Below are 16,648 nucleotides of genomic sequence, written 5' to 3'. Positions count from 1 at the left end.
TCAAATATTTCCAATGGTTTGACGTAGGCTTTCAAGTGCTCCACTTATGCGTTTTTCAACAGCTTTGATTGAAATTCCTAAAATTTCGGCAATTTCTTTATATTTCTTTCCATCAATTCTATTTAATAGGAAAGCCTCTCGTTGGGCTTCACTTAGATTAGCAATAGCGTTTTCGAGTTTCTTCATATATTCATCTCCTTCCATTGCAAATTCCGGATCCTCATGTTCTACTTGACCAATTTTGGTATTCTGATATGTTAATCGAACTTTTTGATGAGCAATATCATTAAGGAAGAGATTGTTAGCGACAGTATATAGAAAAGAGATTGCCTTTTCTGCCGGTACCTTAGCACAATTTTGCCATAGCTTAACAAAAGCTTCTTGTACAATATCAGCTGCTTTATCCTGGTCTCCACATTTATAATACACATAATTGTGTATTGTCTTTGAGTTCTTGTTGAATATGTTACTGAAAATATGTTCTTTACAAACCGATTCGGTAGATGATTCCATAATGCGATTGGGTCTTTGCAGTTTCAAAAATATTTAAAAAAAATCATTTATATAGGGTAGGGTATTTTTCTTTTAAATTGTTTTATTCGTATAAATAGCTAAAACCAAGTACTTATGAAAAAAATCCTATCCTATGCACTTTTACTACTTATGTTAGTGGTAACTGCATGTCAAGAGGAAGAGTTTGTCAATGAAGGAGGACAAGATGAGGTGATTACCGCAAACTCCGAAATGGCCGGTTATCTTAAGGCTAACAGTGTAAATCATGGAACTCAGGATGATTTTATTGATGGAATGAGTTCTGTTTCAATAAAGTTTCCTTATCAGGTGATTTATGCCGGAACGACCTACACTATTACTTCGCCTCAAGAACTAATAGCGCTTCGTGAATTATATTTTTTGGCCGGAAACTTGGAGCCAATAAAACTTGTTTTTCCAATTGTGCTTCGTTTTAATGACTATTCAGAAATAACGATTAATTCAGAGGATGACCTCATTGAGTTTATTAATAAGGAACACGCGGATTCTGAAGAAGAATTTAATGATCGAATTCGTTGCTTTCAAATCCAATTCCCTGTAACATTGCTAACCTTTAATACAAATTTGGAGCAAACGGGATCTGTAGCAGTATCATCTAATCAAGAACTTTTTGCCTTTTTTAATCTTTTACCATCCAGTATAATAGTAAAAATTCAATTCCCTATTTCTGTAAAATATAGGAATGGTGAAACAGTGGCGGTGGAAAGCTTATTACAATTGCGTTCATTGATGAAGGAATGCAAGGAGAATTGGCAGTCTGATGATTCAATGGATGATGACCTTGAAGGTGAATGGCTTGAACAAGCGCAAAGGCTTCGTCAAAATTTATTATCCAGAGACTGGTATGTGAATAAATTAATGAAAGATGGGGTTGTTAAAACGGAGTATATGTCTAGTTTTAAATTCCAATTTTTTATTGGAGGAGCGGTAAAAGTGACTGTTAATGATCATATGACTATAGGTAAATGGCGTATAGAATATGAAGATGATGATAACGGTGGAATAGAACTTAAGTTGCGTTTCAATGATGAAATTTGGGTATTAAATCATATAGATGGAGATTGGGGCGTTAGTGTAATTGGAGAGAGTAAAATTGAAATGAATGAAGATGAAGGAAACATACTTCATTTAAGTACGACGCCTTTGGAAGGAGGAAATAATCAGCAATTCCCTTCGCTAAATCAAGTGTTGACTACATTAAAGTCCGGTGCCTGGAAAATAGGGTCTTATAAGGATGAAGGAGAGGATTTTACTAGTGGTTTTACTGGATTTCAACTTCAGTTTACGAATTTAACAAATGTTTCGATTACTAATGGAGAAACAACCTTCCAAGGTAATTGGAGTGCGCAAAGTTTATTTACAACAATGTCTATTACAATGGAATTTGATACAGATCATGAGTTTGTAGTTTTATTAAATGAACAATGGGTTGTAGCTGAATATTCTGAAACTGCAATTGTGCTGCAAGAGTATGATGATGAAGGTATTTCAGGTCCAAGAATAGTATTACAAAGAATTTAGTTTTTTTGAGTTTTAGGTTGGTTAGAGTGAAAAAAAACAGTATTTTTTTCACAGGAGAAGGCTGCTTGGAGAGGCAGCCTTCTTTCGTTTCATAAATGTCTTTATACTTCGCTTACAAATCCTTAAATTTGCATTCTTTAAAATGAAGAGATAGTCTTATGTTTGATAATTTAAGTGAAAAGCTGGATAAAGCACTCCACGTCTTAAAGGGACATGGGCAGATTACCGAGATAAACGTAGCTGAAACCCTTAAGGAAATTCGTCGAGCCCTACTCGATGCTGACGTTAACTTTAAAATTGCTAAGGAATTTACTAATCGAGTAAAAGAAAAGGCAATAGGAGAAAACGTACTTACTACCTTGCAGCCGGGGCAACTAATGGTTAAGATTGTTAAGGACGAACTTACCGAGTTGATGGGTGGAGATGTTACAGGGATAAACCTCAATGGGAATCCAACTGTAATTCTAATGTCAGGATTACAGGGTTCTGGTAAAACTACCTTCTCTGGTAAATTGGCAAATTATCTTAAGACGAAAAAAAACAAAAAGCCTTTACTAGTTGCCTGTGATGTCTATCGTCCTGCAGCAATAGACCAGCTACATGTAGTCGGAGTGCAAGTAGGTGTAGATGTTTATTCAGATAGAGGAAATAATGATCCTGTTTCTATTGCTAAGTCGGCAATAGCACATGCTAAGACTAATGGGCATAATGTGGTGATTGTCGATACTGCTGGTCGTTTGGCGGTAGATGAACAGATGATGAAGGAAATTGCAAATGTTCATAAGGCGATTCAACCTCATGAGACTCTCTTTGTTGTGGATGCTATGACAGGACAGGATGCGGTTAATACAGCTAAAGCCTTCAATGATATTCTAAACTTTGATGGGGTTATTCTAACCAAATTGGATGGTGATACTCGTGGTGGTGCTGCCATTTCAATTAAATCTGTAGTGAATAAACCTATTAAGTTTATTGGTACTGGGGAAAAAATGGAAGCCATAGATGTGTTTTACCCATCACGTATGGCCGATCGTATACTTGGAATGGGGGACGTGGTGTCTTTGGTTGAACGTGCTCAAGAGCAGTTTGATGAAGAAGAAGCACGTAAACTTCAAAAGAAAATTGCTAAGAATCAGTTTGGTTTTGATGATTTTCTTACCCAGATTCAGCAAATTAAGAAAATGGGAAGCATGAAGGATTTGATGGGAATGATTCCGGGTGCTGGTAAAGCCTTGAAAGGGATAGAGATTGAAGATGATGCTTTTAAACATGTAGAGGCGATTATTCATTCCATGACACCAGAAGAGCGAGCTAATCCATCAACTATTAATACTAGTCGTAAAAATCGAATTGCTAAAGGGAGTGGTACTTCAATTCAGCAAGTAAATCAACTGATGAAACAATTTGATCAAATGAGCAAGATGATGAAAATGATGCAAGGGGGCTCAGGGAGAAAAATGATGCAGATGATGGGCGGTATGCGAGGAATGAGATAAGTGTAATTATGGTTTAGCGTTTCCTGAAGGATATTATAAACCATGATTTTTTTTTTAATACTTCTACAAAAACAACACCAATGCAACTATTAGACGGAAAAAAAATATCCGAACAAATTAAAACTGAAATTGCTTCCGAAGTAGCAAAAATGAAGGCCAATGGGGAAAAAGTTCCTCACCTGGCAGCAATTATCGTTGGAAATGATGGTGCAAGTCTTACCTATGTTGGTAGTAAAGTAAAAGCCTGTGAGAAAGTAGGTTTTGAGTCTACCTTGGTACGTATGCCCGGAACCACCAGCGAGGTAGAATTACTTAAAAAGATTAAAGAACTTAATAAAAACCCTGATATTGATGGGTTTATTGTTCAACTCCCTTTGCCGCCACAAATCGATACTCAAAAGGTATTAATGGCGGTAGATCCAGATAAGGATGTGGATGGATTTCATCCTACTAACTTTGGAAAAATGGCATTGGATATGAGTACTTTTATCCCAGCAACTCCTTTTGGTATTTTGGAATTACTGGAGCGTTATCAAGTAGAAACCCAAGGGAAGCATACTGTAGTAATAGGTCGTTCTCATATAGTAGGACGTCCAATGAGTATTTTAATGGGACGAAAAGGATTCCCTGGTAACTCTACAGTGACCTTAACACATAGTCATACTAAAAATATTACTCAAATTACCTCTCAAGCAGATATTATTATTTCAGCATTAGGACAGCCTAATTTTTTAAAGGCCGAAATGGTGAAAGATGATGTGGTTGTTATTGATGTTGGGATTACACGCGTACCTGACGAAACAACACCTTCGGGCTATCGTATAGTTGGAGATGTAGATTTTGAAAATGTGAGTAAAAAAGCTAGCTATATAACTCCTGTTCCTGGAGGAGTGGGCCCAATGACTATTGCTATGTTGCTTAAAAACACATTACTGGCTCGTGAACATCATAGAGCAAATTCAATAAAATAAGCCTTTAAAGAAGCCCTTTTTGACTAATCATGAAGGGCTTTAATTTTCACCTAAGCTTTTCCCTTTTTTTCTACCGTATAATAAGTGTTTAGGACTTCCAATAATTTGTGAACCATAAATACCATTATGTCCAGAAAAGAGATAGGCTACCACACATGCAATTCCTATATACAGACCACTCTCAGAACCAAATAGTTCAATTCCCATAAATGTACAAGCAATAGGGGTGTTGGTTGCTCCAGAAAATACGGCAACAAACCCCATTCCGGCAAGTAATGCCATAGGAAGTGGGACGAACCACACAAGTATATTTCCTAGAGTAGCACCTATAAAAAATAAAGGGGTTACTTCTCCACCTTTGAATCCAGCACCTAATGTAAAAGATGTGAATAAAAGTTTAAGCAGAAAATCATAAGAATTCATAGGAGAATTGAAGGCTGCTTCAATGATTGGAATTCCAAGGCCAATATAACGGGTATTTCCCATTAGATATATGCTTAACGCAATAATGACACCTCCTAAAACCGGTCTTAAAGGTGGATAGCTTATTTTGTTTTTAAATGATTGACTCCAAAAATGAGTGGATTTTGAGAATACTAGGGCGGTTAAACCGAACAGTATTCCACAAAATACAGTCCAAAGAATGTTAGAGGGTGTAATTTCAGGAGTGAAAGGAATTGTATAAATGGTATGACCCACCTCCCAAGAGTGACATGTATAATTAGCAATGGAAGCTGCTAGAAAACTAGGAAGGAGCGCCTCATAGCGAATTCGTCCTAAAACCATCACTTCTAAAGCGAAAATAGCACCTGCTAACGGGGTGCCGAAAACAGATGCGAATCCAGCGCTTACTCCAATCACTAGAATTGTTTTACGATCACGATTTTTTAATCGAAACCATCTGGTAAACACATCAGCTATAGCTCCACCCATTTGTACAGCTGTACCCTCACGTCCAGCCGATCCCCCAAAAAGATGAGTGGCTATTGTTCCGAATAGGACTAGAGGAGCCATTTTAAATGGAATGATTTTTTTAGGGTGATGAAACTCTTCTAACAATTGATTGTTTCCCTTAACAACTTCTGTTCCCCAATAGTGATACATTAGTCCTATTAGTAAGCCTCCAAAGGGTAGAAGAGCAATGATCCATAAATTGTTTTCACGCCATTGTGTAGCCCAATCCAGTGACCATAGAAAAAAGGCAGATGCCGAACCAACTAATATTCCAATTATTGAACAGATAAGAATCCATTTAATCAAGTATAAAAACAAAGGAATTTGTTCTATAGAAGTAGTTAACTGTCTTAAAGAGTATTTCATAAAGCTATAATAAGATATCATGCGTCATGAGAGTCCTTTTAAAGGCTCTCTTTATAGACGTCATCAGCTTTATAAGGCGGTTCAAGGCAGACATCATTGCCATAACAAGGACAAATGTAGTGTAATTTTCCAATTTACAGTGTTTCTATACAGAAAAGAGCTTGTTAAGTTTATTAATGGCGTCAGGATTGCCAAAAAGAAAAAGTAAGTCGCCTTGCATTATTAGAGTGTCCGGTTTTATTTCTGTGATGTACTTTTTATCACGTTGTATCGCCAGAATAGTAACGCCGTACTTTTTTCTTATCCCAGACAACTCCACTGTTTTTCCAACAATTTTATTGGTATTGCTTTCTACATATAATGAGGTGACTTCTTTGTCTGGTATGCGAATTTGTCGAGTAGGAAGACTTGTGTTAATGCCTTCAACCGTGGTGAGCATTTCATAATCAGATGAACGTAACTGGTTTATAAAACCTTGAATATCGTCATTTGGAACCATATATTTCTTTAATACTCGAGTAAAAATTTGGATAGATGTTTCAAACTCTTCCGGTATTACCTCATCGGCGCCTATTTTTAAATTTTCATCTATTTCTTTAACATATCTGGTACGAACAATTATACATGCAGTTTTAGTGTAATCTCTTATGATAGTTACAATTTTTTTTGTGGCAGAAGGATCAGAAATTGCAATAACTATAACACGTGCTTCTTGTACATGTAAATGCTGAAGTATTACATCTTCAGCAGCGTCACCAAATAGTACAGGTTCATTATTTTTTTTTGCTTCTTTGAAAGCATCTGGGCTTAATTCAGCTATTGCATAAGGTATTTTTGCATTTCGGGCCGCCTTTGCAATGTTTTTCCCATTAATTCCATAGCCTATTATTATGAGGTGGTCATGTAAGTTTTCTTCGGTTATTAAAGTGTCCTGCACATGCCTCGCTTTATAGGCTTTAAGGCGTCTTCGAACAGCTTTAGGAATAGGTGCTTGGATGATGTAGTCTGTAAGTTTTGGTGCCGCTGCCATAAGAAAGGGAGTTGCTGCCATAGTGAGTATAGATACTGCTAAAAAATATTGATAATATGCATCTTCTAAAAGCCCATTTTGAACTCCTGTACTTGATAGTAATAGAGAGAATTCACCAATTTGAAATAGTGTAAATGCAGTTAGAAATATAGTGCGAGGGGGATAGTGCATAAACATTGCTGTTAGCGCAATTACCGTTATTTTAAGTACTATTACTCCTAAGGTGATGAGTACGATAGTTCCTATGTGAGAAAAGAAAAAGTTCAGGTTCAAAAGGGTACCCACTGAAACAAAAAAGAAACTTACAAAAATCTCTCTGAATGGCAGTACATTAGCAGTTGCTTGATGACTGTATTCTGATTCAGAAATGATGAGTCCAGCAAAAAAAGCACCCAAAGCCAGTGACAAGCCTACTGACGCCGTAAGCCAAGCTACAGCAAAACAAAATACAGTTACTGTGAGTAAAAACAGTTCCTTATTTCGTGTTTTTACCACCAACTTAAAAATAATCGGTGCGATGTATTTTGCTAGTATGTAAATGAATACAAGAACTAGTAGTACTTTTAGGGTGAGTATTCCAATGGTAGTAAGGATGTTGTCCGCCTCTCCAGTAAGTAGAGGAGTGAATAACATCATAGGAACAACAATAATATCTTGAAAAATAAGAATACCCACAGCAAGCTTACCATGTGGGGATTTTACCTCCCCTTTTTCTTGCATGAGTTTTAAAACGATAGCCGTGCTGCTTAATGAAAATAGAAAACCTAGAAAAACAGCTGTGTTCCAAGGAATATCCATTAAAAGTGCTAAAGCAGTGGTAAAGCCAATAGTTCCAAATACTTGTATACCGCCACCAATAAAGACTTTGTTTTTAATCGCAGCAAGTTCTTTGAGTGAAAACTCAATACCAATAACGAAAAGAAGAAAAATGATTCCTATTTCTGACAAAAGTTCTACTTCATGCGAGGAACTGATAAGGTTGAATGCATAGGGGCCTGCAATGATTCCTGCCAATAGAAATCCTAAGATGGAAGGGAGTTTAAGCTTTTGAAACGCTACAATGATGAGGATAGATAATCCAAGTATAACAACAATGTCTTGAAGTAACGGAAAATGCATATGTTAAATAGTTTCTCTGTGAACTTTATGGACATCAAAAGCAGGGGTACATATAGATATATAATGGCAAGGTTCGTTGAATGGGTTGGAATATTGTATTCTAACTTTTTTTTCAATTTTAATGGATTCTCCTGTTTTTAAAATAATAATTTCGCCATCAATGTTGAACTGTTTTTTTCCGCTAATGATATAAGTGTATTCATCAAAGTCCGGGGTTTGGAATGGTTCGCTCCATCCAGGAGGGGCTATCATTCTAGCTATACTAAGCTGAGATGATCCTCCAGCAATTAAACCAAAGTGCTCTTCAATATGTTTTCCATCATTAGTAGGAACAATGAATGGAGATTTTTGAATTGTATATTTTTTTGATGACATGATTCTTATTTTTTAAAGATAAAATAAACAGCAAGAATTAGAAAAATGAATCCAATTAAATGATTCCATCTGAACGATTCATTCTTGAAAAACAGCAACGAAAAACCTACAAAAACCACTAATGTAATAACCTCTTGGATAACCTTTAGTTGTAATAGTGAAAAGGGACCACCATTATCTTTAAATCCAATACGGTTGGCTGGAACCTGAAAGAAATATTCAAAAAGCGCTAATCCCCAACTTATAAAAATAATAGTAATGAGTCCAAGGTTTTCAAACCACTTTAGTTCTTTAAACTTTAGGTGTCCGTACCAAGCCAATGTCATAAAGATATTCGATAGTACTAGAAGTCCAATGGTATAAAAGGCTTTCATATATTAATTCCAACCAATCATAAAATGTTTTATTACTGTTTGATCTGGGATGTCTTCAATTGCAATACTTCGGGACAGGTCCCAACGATATTGTTCCGGTAAAAAGGATTTGTCCAAGGCAATATAAAGGTGAGCTTCGTCTATGAAAAGTACAATACTGCTAATGGAGTTTTCGATTCTGTTAATCGTGTATTGATTCTTAATGTCTTTAAATGTGCTATGAAGTGAAATGCCTTCATCAGTTGCGTATCTTGGATCTAGGATTTTAATGTTTTCAACTACTTTAATGTTTTCATTATTTAGGCCTGGCGTTATTTCCATTAGTTGAACTCCAGATTTTTCATAGATCAGAATTCGTTCAGTGCTGGCATAACGAAGTTCTCCCTCATAAGCTGATTTTACAACCGAATCTTTTGAAAAAATTGAGTCAAGGCGACTAATGGGGGTGTCTCTCATTAATGGTCCTACACTGTCCTTGGTAATTAGAAAGGTGTCTTCATTTCGAGTGCAACTCCCGAGTAAGAGTATTCCAATGATGAAAAGCAAGCGATAGCTCATGATTTTTTAGCTTTATTTTTTTATTACTTTATTTAATATGCCTAAAACACCTCTAATGAAAGTAGCGCTAGTAACTACCTTTAATATAGGGTTTTGTGCCGTACTTCTTCTAGTAGTTGATTTGTTTTGTTGTTTTTGATGTTTTTCTTCGGCCTCTTTTTGCGCTTCTTTTTCAGCTTGTATAATCTTTTTGTCTAGGATTTCATAGGCGCTTTCACGGTCAATAGTTTTGTTGTATTTAGAAGCTAGTTTTGAATTTGAAATACACTGATGAAGTTCCATGTCCGTAAGTATGTCCATCCGGCTCATAGGTGCACGTAACATGGTAGCCGCAAGCGGGGTAGGAATACCTTTTTCATTTAGAGCTGTTACTAAAGCTTCTCCTATTCCTAATTGGGTTAATACTTCATCTGTTTTGTAAAAATCAGATAGTGGATAGTTTTCAGCTGTCATTTTTATAGCCTTACGGTCTTTGGCCGTAAATGCACGTAAAGCATGCTGAATTTTTAAGCCAAGCTGACTTAATACGCCTGAAGGTACATCAGTAGGATTTTGGGTTATAAAATAAAGACCAACCCCTTTGGAACGTATAAGTTTTACAATGGTTTCTATTTGATCTAGTAAGGTTTTGCTTGCTTGATTAAATATTAAATGAGCTTCGTCAATAAAAATTACTAGTTTTGGTCTGTCACTATCTCCTTGCTCAGGTAGCTCATTATATATTTCTGCCAATAGGCAAAGCATAAAGGTAGAGAATAGTTTAGGTTTATCTTGAATGTCTGTAAGACGAATAATGTTTATATAGCCATTGCCTTGGGAATCAAATCGCATTAAATCATCTATTTCAAAGGACATTTCTCCAAAAAATAAGTCAGCGCCTTGTTGTTCTAACTCAATTACTTTTCTCATAATAGCGCCAGTAGTTGCCGTTGAAATTCGTCCGTATTCACGTTCGATTTCTTCTTTTCCGTTTTCAGTGATGTACTGAATGGTTTTTTTGAAGTCCTTTAGATCAAGTAAAGGAATGTGGTTGTCATCACAATATTTAAAAAGAATAGAAACAACACCACTTTGAGTGTCATTCAGGTCAAGAATACGAGAAAAAAGAACTGGACCAAATTCTGATATTGTGGCTCTTAAGCGAACCCCGTTTTGTTCAGAAATAGTCATAATCTCAACTGGAAATCCCTTTGTTTGATAGGGTAGTCCAATTTTAGCGTGCCGTTCAGTGATAAAAGCTTTTTCTTCTCCAGGTTGGGCAATTCCAGAAAAATCACCTTTGATATCCATCATAAGAACAGGAATTCCATTTTGCGAGAGATGTTCTGAGAGAATTTGGATTGTTTTGGTTTTACCAGTCCCGGTTGCACCCGCTACAAGTCCATGTCTGTTGAGTGTTTTTAAAGGTATATTAACAAAAGCATTTGTAACAGCTTCGCCTTCAAGCATTGCGCTGCCTAATGTGATAAATGGTCCTTTATTAGTGTATCCTTGTGTAATATGGTTGAAAAAAGCTTCTTTTTGACTCATACAAATGTAAATTTTGATAAAAATAAGGTAATTTTAATCAACATAAAACATTGAAAAATGAAAACTTCCCATAAGTTTCTTATTCTTATTGGTTTGATAATATTAGAATCCTGTGCTAATAAATCCAAAAATCCTATTTTCCATACTTCTCATATTAATAACAGAGCTGATCTTCCTTTTAGTGAAGTGGTTGAAACAAATGGGTTATTGTTTCTGTCAGGTCAATTAGGGCTTGATCACACCACTGGAAAACTCGTTGATGGAGGGGTGATAGCTGAAACTGAACAAGCTATTAAAAATATTGAGTCTGTATTAGCACATCACAATAGTTCGTTGGATAAGGTGGTAAAATGTACGGTGATTTTGGATGATATTAATGATTTTCAAGATTTTAATAAGGTGTATAAGAAATATTTTATTTTAAAACCTGCTAGGACCACTTTTGCAGCTGAATCTTTAGCAAGAAACGCCGCAATTGAAATCGAGGTTATTGCAGTGAAGTAAAAAATAGAGAAGCCATGGGGTAAGCAGTGTGGCAATTTGTATCTTTGTGCCATGACGAAAGAAGAAGTTTTAGCATTGGTAGACAAAGGAGAAATGCTTCCGCTTATGGAAGAGTTCTATACCATTCAAGGGGAAGGTTTTTACAAAGGGACTGCTGCATATTTTATTCGAGTTGGTGGTTGCGATGTTGGCTGTCATTGGTGTGATGTAAAAGAAAGTTGGAATGCTGATTTACATCCTCCAACTGGTATTGATAAAATAGTTGACAATGCAGCTCAATATTCACAAACAATAGTAGTGACAGGTGGCGAGCCCCTTACATGGAATATGGAGCCGTTGACTAAGGCTCTCAAGGCTAAAGGATTAAAAACTCATATTGAAACCTCTGGGGCATATCCACTAACAGGTTCTTGGGATTGGGTTTGCTTATCACCTAAGAAGGTTAAGTTGCCGGTAGAAGGTGTGTACCCGCATGCAAATGAATTGAAAATGATAGTATACAATCATCATGATTTCGCATTTGCTGAGGAACAGGCAGCAAAAGTTTCCGATAGCTGTATTTTATATTTACAGCCCGAATGGAGTAGACGAGATAAAATGATACCTGAGATTGTTGATTTTGTAATGAAAAATCCTAGATGGAAAGTATCATTGCAAACACATAAGTATTTAAATATTCCATAGAATTATTTGCCGCCATTAGCTCTTAGATCCGCTAGGCAATGTGCATCAAGTTTTGGGATTTCACCATTAAGTAACGAGGTAGCTAAATTACTTTCTATTTGCCAAAACATAAGGCAAGTTGATACATTACAATGAAAGCCGTGTTCTTTGTCTAAATGATCTTCTTGCATATCACTTCCAAAGTCGACAAGACCAAGTAAATGGCCAAATTCATGTTGAAGAACAGCTGTCTCTAAGTTAGGGCGTGATGGAGCTCCAGGTCGATTTGATTGTTTAATAATAGTATTTTCAAAAATAACAAATGATGTATTTCTGTATGCGGTACCCAATGTCACAGAGGTACTGTTATCAGTATTGTAATTGCTATCTGCAAAAAATGCATATAGGGCCAATTCATTTACATTGTTGAATTTTGTTCTGTTTTTCTTTTCAATTTCTACAATTTCTTGGATTGTATAAGGGCCATTACCGGGAGAGGGAATGGCACGTTCGGTGATAGTTACTCCTTGAGGTTTATGTAGTAGTTCGTTGAAAAAGGAAAGAAGGTTGTTAATACTTGTAGTTGATGGCTTGTAGCCCTCTACGTAAACAATTTCAAAAGCAATTTTATCATACTTGGAAGCAGATAGAAAGTCATTAGCACTACTTCCAGTTAGTTGTTGATTTGGAATTGGATTCGTGCCATTTTCGCTTCCATTGTCTTCATTGTCTTTCGAGCAGGAAATGGTAAGTAGTAAGAAGAAGTAAACTAAATATGAATTGCGAAATAGCTTTTTCATTTGTAAGTGGTTAATGGTTTTTAGAGAAAAATGGTCACTCATGTAGGTGATGCTTTGTTACTGTTTTTTTTATGTTTACTGTTGTAGTAGAATTTGTGTTACTCTTGATGTGTAAGTCTAGCAAGGTAGTCGTAATGTTCTCCTTCCAAAAGCAGTTCACATTCAAAGCCATTAGCAATTGCAGCATTTTGTAGGGTATTATAATCAATGTACATCCAATCAAATGCTGGTTCTTCCATCCCTTTATATCTTACAATATAATCGACCTCACCATAATAGTCATGATCTGTGGGGATCCAATGGCTGCCATCTTCATCTTCATCAAACATATAAATGATGTCCGAAGAATCCAGAAGAATTTGACCTCCTGGATTTAATAAGGTCTTTAAATGGGATAAAAAAGCGGCTATTTTTTTTAGTCTGCCACACATTCCTGCGCCATTCATCAATAGTAAAATCGTGTCGAATTTTACCTCTTTTAAGGTCATAACATCTTGTACAAAAGCATGGTGAACCCCTCTTAATTTACAGGTTTCAATACTTTTGGCGGATAAATCGATGGCTGTAATAGTTAAGCTACGCTCATTTTGAAGATAAAGGGTGTGACTGCCAGCACCGCAGCCTACATCTAATACACTTCCATAGGCTACTTGTAATGCCTTTTGTTCTATTGGAGGCATTTCGTTATAGTTTCTAAAAAGGTAGGGAAGTGGTAAATCGTCTTCTTCTGAGATAGAAGTTTCAGTTTTAAGATCTTCGGTATAATTTCCTAATTGATAATCAAGGATAGCTTGACCAAAAAGATCATTGTTTTCCATAGGTTGTGCGTTCATTTAATTCAATTGAAAATATCTTTTGTTTTCGGACTTCCGACAAATCTATTTACCTTCGTACCATGGATCAATTATTAAAGCAACTTCCACAGTTGGCCAAAGATACGCATAACGAAAACAAAAAATACTTTGCCAAGCTGAAAAAGAAACCACCAAAAAATTTGGACTATATCATGCAAGAATTGCATGAGGATGTTTTTGCTCATACAGATTGTCTTACATGTGCCAATTGCTGCAAAACTACAGGTCCATTGTTCACGCAGTCCGATATTGAACGTATTTCTAAATATTTGAAGTTAAAGCCACAGCAATTTATTGAAACTTATTTACGAGTGGATGAAGATAAAGATTATGTGTTACAAAGTGTTCCTTGTACATTTTTAGATGCAGATAATTATTGCATGATATATGATGTACGGCCAAAGGCATGTCGAGAATACCCACATACTGATCGTAAAAAGTTTCATCAGATTACCAACCTCACCCTTAAAAATACAGCAATTTGTCCAGCCGCATTCAATGTGGTAGAGGCCATGAAATTGCGCATAAAGCTATAAGTTATTTGTAAAGAAGGTATAACTGACGAAATTCTTTAAAGGTGTTTAGTCCAGGTTGCCAACTTTTTCGAATTTCAGTTTCACTTAAACCTGATTCGATTTGATTTTGTAACGTTTTAGATCCGGCCAAATTGGTGAAAAAAGAATTAAAAAAAACAGATTTGTCAGAGGTGGTCTCATAGGCTTTTAGTAGCCATTTTAATTCTAATCTAGTTACTTTTTGGGTAGTGGATAAATCTTCACCAAAGCATCGAATTCCATTGTGCATTGGTGATTTAGCCCCATGGTTAGGTTGAGGGGTAAACTCAAAGGTGCCTTTAGGGAGAAAAGGCGATCCATATAATTGAAATTGCTTTTCTGTACCACGTCCTACACTAACGTTGGTGCCTTCAAAAAGGCAGAGACTAGAGTATAGGTTAATTGATTGATCATTAGGTAGATTAGGGGATGGCTTTATAGGGAGATTATAAGGCATTGAATGGTTGTAGTTCTTAACAGGTATAACGGTAAGGCTGCATTCAATACCATTTTTAAGCCATTTTTGGCCGTTTATCATTCTTGCATATTCTCCAATAGTCATTCCATGTAAAATAGGGACAGGGTGCATTCCTACAAAACTTTGAAACTTGGGGTCTAAAACTGGACCATCAATAATACTTCCATTAGGGTTAGGGCGATCAAGCAATAAAACAGGTATATTGTTTTCTGCACAAGCCTCCATAACATAGTGCAGTGTTGAGATGTATGTGTAAAAACGGGCTCCTACATCTTGCAAATCAAAAATCATTAGATCGATGCCTTGTAATTGTATGGGGGATGGTTTTTTGTTACTTCCATATAAAGATATAATAGGGAGACCTGTTTGGCTGTCCTTCCCATCCTTTATATGTTCTCCAGCGTCGGCAGTCCCTCTAAAACCGTGTTCAGGAGCATACACTTTTACTATGTTTATTTGATGGCCCAAAAGAGTATCCACCAAATGGATGTGATTTCCATTTTCATTGGTTACAATGCTTGTTTGGTTGGCTACAATTCCTATATTTTTATCTTTTAGAATTGGCAAATAAACTTCAATTTGTTGAGCGCCCGTTATAATTGGTAAAGAGGTTGAACTGGAGATGTTTTGAGATTGATTTCTACAAGAAACCAACAATAATAATAATAAAACAGTATTTTTGAACATTCTAAATTTTTCCATTAAATTGAATTTCGAGTTTTTCATAGCTAAACGCATAACACGTGCCAAAGATTATAAAAATAGTATTTCGGCACCAATAATAAAAATAGCAATTTCTGCTATTGCTTTAGGAGTGGTAATGATGCTTATAGCAGTTGCTACCGGTACTGGATTACAACGTAAAATTCGTGAAAAGGTTTCGGCTTTCAATGGACATATACAGATTTTTAACTATGATACCAATCGCTCGGATGTTTCCGTAAAGCCGGTTTCAATTCATCAAGATTTTTATCCCAAATTTGAGATAGTTCAAGGTGTAAAACATATTCAAGCTGTAGCGGCAAAAGGAGGAATCATCCGTACAGAAAAGACTTTTGAGGGTATTATAGCTAAGGGTGTTGGTAAGGACTATGATTGGCATTATATGAAAGAGTTTCTTATAAAGGGACATCTTCCAAATATGAATGGTGAACGAACGGATGAGATTCTAATGTCATCTTTTATGGCCAATAGATTAGAACTTAAGGTTGGGGATGATTGCAGTGCTTTGTTTTTACGGGATGACTCTGATATTCCTAATCAGCGAAGGTTCAAGATTTCAGGTTTGTATGAAAGCGGTTTTCAAGAGTTTGATGCTTCTTATGTGTTTGTTGATATTCGACATATTCAACAAATTAATAGATGGGAAGATGATCAAGTAGGTGGTTTTGAAGTTTTTTTAGAAGATTTTGATGAATTACAACAAAAGGGAGACGAGATCTATGGTAAAACTCTGTCTACCCTTGACTCCCAGACGATAGCTGATAAGTATTATTTCATTTTTGAATGGTTGAGGTTGTTTGATTTTAATATATACATGATTATAGGAATCATGATATTAGTGGGTGGTATTAATATGATAACCGCGCTTTTAGTGTTGATTTTGGAGCGTACCCAAATGATAGGTATACTAAAAGCTTTGGGAAGTAATAATTGGAGTATTCGTAAAATATTTTTGTACAATGCAACTTATCTTATTTCTATTGGTTTATTGTTAGGGAACCTAATAGGGCTATCATTACTGTGGTTACAAGATCATTTTGGACTTATCAAACTTGATCCGGCCACCTATTATGTAACTCAAGCACCTGTCAACATAGATCTTTGGCATATATTGGCTTTAAATGCAGGGACATTACTGTTATGTTTTCTAATGTTATTATTGCCATCTTATATTATTACCCGCATTTCACCTGTAAAAGCAATCAAGTTTGATTAAACAATAAGGG

At 36.0% G+C, this 16,648-nt stretch carries 17 protein-coding genes and 1 riboswitch; of the genes, 7 read left to right on the top strand and 10 right to left on the bottom strand.

Annotation, left to right across the window (positions count from 1 at the left end; translation table 11 throughout):
- Positions 1 to 513, bottom strand: a complete 513-nt coding sequence (locus tag PT603_RS08645) for an RNA polymerase sigma factor (RefSeq protein WP_008239477.1) — start codon at positions 511 to 513, stop codon at positions 1 to 3.
- A 114-nt stretch (positions 514 to 627) separates the two neighbouring features.
- Between PT603_RS08645 and PT603_RS08640 the strand changes: the two genes are divergently transcribed.
- The 3 genes from PT603_RS08640 to PT603_RS08630 all read left to right on the top strand — a co-directional run bounded on the left by PT603_RS08640 (position 628) and on the right by PT603_RS08630 (position 4,540).
- Positions 628 to 2,073, top strand: a complete 1,446-nt coding sequence (locus tag PT603_RS08640; RefSeq protein WP_008239475.1) for a hypothetical protein — start codon at positions 628 to 630, stop codon at positions 2,071 to 2,073.
- Positions 2,074 to 2,231: 158 nt separating this feature from the next.
- Complete coding sequence (gene ffh, locus PT603_RS08635) at positions 2,232 to 3,569, top strand: signal recognition particle protein (protein ID WP_008239473.1); 1,338 nt, start codon at positions 2,232 to 2,234, stop codon at positions 3,567 to 3,569.
- An 80-nt stretch (positions 3,570 to 3,649) separates the two neighbouring features.
- Complete coding sequence (locus PT603_RS08630; protein WP_008239471.1) at positions 3,650 to 4,540, top strand: bifunctional 5,10-methylenetetrahydrofolate dehydrogenase/5,10-methenyltetrahydrofolate cyclohydrolase; 891 nt, start codon at positions 3,650 to 3,652, stop codon at positions 4,538 to 4,540.
- 39 nt (positions 4,541 to 4,579) lie between these two features.
- On the opposite strand, the gene PT603_RS08625 is transcribed toward PT603_RS08630, so the two are convergent.
- The 6 genes from PT603_RS08625 to PT603_RS08600 form a co-directional block, all read right to left on the bottom strand.
- Positions 4,580 to 5,860 (bottom strand): voltage-gated chloride channel family protein, encoded by a 1,281-nt coding sequence (locus tag PT603_RS08625; protein WP_008239469.1) that lies wholly within the window; start codon positions 5,858 to 5,860, stop codon positions 4,580 to 4,582.
- A gap of 47 nt (positions 5,861 to 5,907) precedes the next feature.
- Positions 5,908 to 5,970: riboswitch (Fluoride riboswitch) on the bottom strand.
- Between the two features lie 35 nt (positions 5,971 to 6,005).
- A complete protein-coding gene (locus tag PT603_RS08620; RefSeq protein ID WP_008239467.1) occupies positions 6,006 to 8,009 on the bottom strand; it encodes a monovalent cation:proton antiporter family protein in 2,004 nt (667 codons plus the stop codon).
- A gap of 3 nt (positions 8,010 to 8,012) precedes the next feature.
- Positions 8,013 to 8,384, bottom strand: coding sequence for a cupin domain-containing protein (locus tag PT603_RS08615; RefSeq protein ID WP_008239465.1), 372 nt, complete (start codon positions 8,382 to 8,384; stop codon positions 8,013 to 8,015).
- 5 nt (positions 8,385 to 8,389) lie between these two features.
- The gene (locus tag PT603_RS08610; protein ID WP_008239462.1) at positions 8,390 to 8,758 is read right to left on the bottom strand and encodes a DMT family protein; all 369 of its coding nucleotides are present in this window, start codon (positions 8,756 to 8,758) and stop codon (positions 8,390 to 8,392) included.
- 3 nt (positions 8,759 to 8,761) lie between these two features.
- Positions 8,762 to 9,316, bottom strand: a complete 555-nt coding sequence (locus tag PT603_RS08605) for a hypothetical protein (RefSeq protein ID WP_008239460.1) — start codon at positions 9,314 to 9,316, stop codon at positions 8,762 to 8,764.
- 12 nt (positions 9,317 to 9,328) lie between these two features.
- Entirely contained in the window at positions 9,329 to 10,846 is a 1,518-nt protein-coding gene (locus PT603_RS08600) for a helicase HerA-like domain-containing protein (RefSeq protein WP_008239457.1), read from the bottom strand.
- 57 nt (positions 10,847 to 10,903) lie between these two features.
- Between PT603_RS08600 and PT603_RS08595 the strand changes: the two genes are divergently transcribed.
- On the top strand, positions 10,904 to 11,350 hold the full coding sequence (locus tag PT603_RS08595) for a RidA family protein (protein ID WP_008239455.1): 447 nt from the start codon (positions 10,904 to 10,906) through the stop codon (positions 11,348 to 11,350).
- Positions 11,351 to 11,401: 51 nt separating this feature from the next.
- The gene (locus PT603_RS08590) at positions 11,402 to 12,034 is read left to right on the top strand and encodes a 7-carboxy-7-deazaguanine synthase QueE (RefSeq protein WP_008239453.1); all 633 of its coding nucleotides are present in this window, start codon (positions 11,402 to 11,404) and stop codon (positions 12,032 to 12,034) included.
- Between the two features lie 2 nt (positions 12,035 to 12,036).
- Here PT603_RS08590 and PT603_RS08585 read toward each other — a convergent pair whose 3' ends face one another.
- Together PT603_RS08585 and PT603_RS08580 are read right to left on the bottom strand one after the other, a co-directional pair.
- Positions 12,037 to 12,813, bottom strand: coding sequence for a hypothetical protein (locus PT603_RS08585; protein ID WP_040488700.1), 777 nt, complete (start codon positions 12,811 to 12,813; stop codon positions 12,037 to 12,039).
- 98 nt (positions 12,814 to 12,911) lie between these two features.
- Positions 12,912 to 13,646: a class I SAM-dependent methyltransferase gene (locus tag PT603_RS08580; RefSeq protein WP_008239449.1), complete on the bottom strand. Its 735-nt coding sequence runs from the start codon at positions 13,644 to 13,646 to the stop codon at positions 12,912 to 12,914.
- A 62-nt stretch (positions 13,647 to 13,708) separates the two neighbouring features.
- Between PT603_RS08580 and PT603_RS08575 the strand changes: the two genes are divergently transcribed.
- Entirely contained in the window at positions 13,709 to 14,203 is a 495-nt protein-coding gene (locus tag PT603_RS08575; RefSeq protein ID WP_008239447.1) for a YkgJ family cysteine cluster protein, read from the top strand.
- Position 14,204: 1 nt separating this feature from the next.
- Here the strand turns inward: PT603_RS08575 and PT603_RS08570 are convergent, their stop codons facing one another.
- On the bottom strand, positions 14,205 to 15,401 hold the full coding sequence (locus tag PT603_RS08570; protein WP_008239445.1) for an exo-beta-N-acetylmuramidase NamZ family protein: 1,197 nt from the start codon (positions 15,399 to 15,401) through the stop codon (positions 14,205 to 14,207).
- A gap of 4 nt (positions 15,402 to 15,405) precedes the next feature.
- Here PT603_RS08570 and PT603_RS08565 point away from each other — a divergent pair, with 4 nt between their 5' ends.
- Complete coding sequence (locus PT603_RS08565; protein ID WP_008239443.1) at positions 15,406 to 16,638, top strand: ABC transporter permease; 1,233 nt, start codon at positions 15,406 to 15,408, stop codon at positions 16,636 to 16,638.
- The last annotated feature ends 10 nt before the right edge of the window (positions 16,639 to 16,648 follow it).

Origin of the sequence: Imtechella halotolerans, assembly GCF_028743515.2 — a bacterium.
GTDB classification, from domain to species: Bacteria; Bacteroidota; Bacteroidia; order Flavobacteriales; family Flavobacteriaceae; genus Imtechella; species Imtechella halotolerans.
Note: the sequence above shows the minus strand (reverse complement) of the source record. Positions and strands in the feature narration are given on the sequence as shown.